The sequence below is a fragment of the Streptomyces sp. NPDC059564 genome (assembly GCF_042735575.1).
Lineage (GTDB): Bacteria > Actinomycetota > Actinomycetes > Streptomycetales > Streptomycetaceae > Streptomyces.
Genome location: NZ_JBHWBP010000641.1, coordinates 1 through 1,856, shown reverse-complemented (window position 1 = coordinate 1,856; position 1,856 = coordinate 1). Strand labels below are relative to the sequence as shown.

Annotated in this window: 3 protein-coding genes; 1 reads left to right on the top strand and 2 read right to left on the bottom strand. The window is 74.9% G+C overall.

Features of this window, described 5'->3' with window-relative positions; all coding sequences use genetic code 11:
• A partial coding sequence (locus tag ACFV0Q_RS41195) for a prephenate dehydrogenase (protein WP_385013199.1) occupies positions 1 to 665 on the bottom strand: 665 nt, incomplete at its 3' end.
• Positions 666 to 780: 115 nt separating this feature from the next.
• Positions 781 to 1,224: a YidB family protein gene (locus tag ACFV0Q_RS41190; RefSeq protein ID WP_385013198.1), complete on the bottom strand. Its 444-nt coding sequence runs from the start codon at positions 1,222 to 1,224 to the stop codon at positions 781 to 783.
• 138 nt (positions 1,225 to 1,362) lie between these two features.
• On the opposite strand from ACFV0Q_RS41190, the gene ACFV0Q_RS41185 reads away from it, so the two are divergent.
• A complete protein-coding gene (locus ACFV0Q_RS41185) occupies positions 1,363 to 1,704 on the top strand; it encodes a DUF952 domain-containing protein (protein ID WP_385013196.1) in 342 nt (113 codons plus the stop codon).
• Positions 1,705 to 1,856 lie beyond the last annotated feature (152 nt).

Genomic DNA, 1,856 nt, shown 5'->3' with positions numbered 1-1,856 from the left:
ACCACCCACATCCGCGGGTCGGAGGCCGCGATCCGGGTGACGTCGCGGATGCCCTGCCCGCACAGCCGGACGGCCGTCTCGTCGGCGTCCTCCAGGCGGGCCGCGACCATGCTGGAGACCAGCTGGGGGGTGTGCGAGACCAGCGCCACCGCCCGGTCGTGGGCGTCGGCGTCCATCACGACGGGGACGGCCCGGCACAGCGCGACGAGCTCCAGCGCCAGGTTCAGCACCTCGTGGTCGGTGTCCCGGGTCGGGGTGAGCACCCAGGGGCGGCCCTCGAAGAGGTCGGCGGTCGCGGCCAGCGGCCCGGAGCGCTCCTTGCCGGCCATGGGGTGGGTGCCGATGTACGCGGAGGTGTCGGCGCCCAGCGCGGCCAGCTCCCGGCGGGGGCCGCCCTTGACGCTGGCGACGTCCACGTAGGCGCGGGCCGTGCCGCGGCCGATCGCGGCGGCGAGGGCCGCGGCCGTGTAGGCGGGGGGGACGGCGATGATCGCGAGGTCGACCTGGCCCTCGGGGGCGTCGTCGCTGCCGGCTCCCAGGGCCGCGGCCGTGCGGGCCTGGGCGGGGTCGTGGTCGACGAGGTGGACCGCGATGCCGCGTGCGGTCAGGGCGAGCGCCGCGGAGGTGCCGATCAGTCCGGTTCCGATGACGACGGCGGTTCTCACGGGGCGCTCCAGGGTGATCGCGTAACGGCGGGTCCCGGCTCAGGGTATCCACCGGGTACGGCGCGAGGGCCCGGCGGCCACCCCGTGGGACGGCCGCCGGGCCCTCGTGGACCGGCTAGAGGTTCTGCTGCCTGATGATGTCCTCCAGCGAACCGGTCGGCAGCTGCCCCTGCGGAGACAGCTTGTCGACGGCCGTGGGCAGGACCTCGGCGATCTGGTCGGCGGCCTGCTGGGTGCTGACGCCGGCCTGTTCGGCCGCCCTCTGGAGGGCCTCGTCGGGCAGGGCCTGGGCGATCTCCGCCCCGCTGACGGCCTTGTTGTCCCCGGTGCCGATCCACGACTGGGCCTGGTCGGCGAGGCCGGACTTGGTCAGCATGTCCAGCAGCCCGCCCAGCGGATTGCCGCCTCCGCCCGCGCCCTGGGCACCCTGGCCGCCGCCCGCGCCGCCGAGGGCCCCGAGCAGCGCGCCGAGGATGTTGCCCGCGCCGCCGCCCTGGCCGCCTTGACCGCCACCGCCGAGCAGGCTGCCGAGAAGGGAGCCGAGGTCGTTACCCGCCATGATCATGCCTTTCGAAGAGGGACCGGGCCGCACGCCAGCGTCGTACCCGGCTTCGAGACACGGACAATGTCACCCGGATCAGGACATGCCGCCACCTGGCGCACGCTCTCCGGTGCCCGCTGCGGTAGAACCAGCCGCATGATCTTCCACATCGTCCCGCTCGCCGACTGGAGCGCCGCGCCCGAGCGCCCGTACGCCCCGTCCTCGCTCGCCGCCGAGGGTTTCGTGCACTGTTCGGCGGACCGCCCGACCGCCCTCGCGATCGTCGAGGCCCGCTACCGGCAGGTGCCCGGCACCCTGCTCGCCGTGGAACTGGACGAGGCGGCCCTGACCGCCGAGGTCCGCCGGGAGGGTGACTCCGGCGGCCGCTACCCCCATGTGCACGGGCCGTTGAACCGGGACGCCGTGGTCCGCGTGTGGGAAGTCGTACGCACTCCCGGCGCCCCGGCGGACCTGACCCCCTGGGCGCCCGGCGAGTGACCGGTGTGGCGGGCTTCACCTGGAGCCCGCCACGCGCCAGGATGCTCATCGCCATCCCGGCGCCCAAGCAAGGAGCCTCCATGACCGAGTCGACCCGTACGAGCGAACCCTCGCGCAGCGCCGCCCGGCGCACGGTACTGGCCGCTGGAGCC

Bases quoted from the DNA above. Each gene is read 5' to 3' on its own strand.
- ACFV0Q_RS41190 (WP_385013198.1), bottom strand. From the start codon at position 1,224: ATGGCGGGTAACGACCTCGGCTCCCTTCTCGGCAGCCTGCTCGGCGGT.
- ACFV0Q_RS41185 (WP_385013196.1), top strand. From the start codon at position 1,363: ATGATCTTCCACATCGTCCCGCTCGCCGACTGGAGCGCCGCGCCCGAG.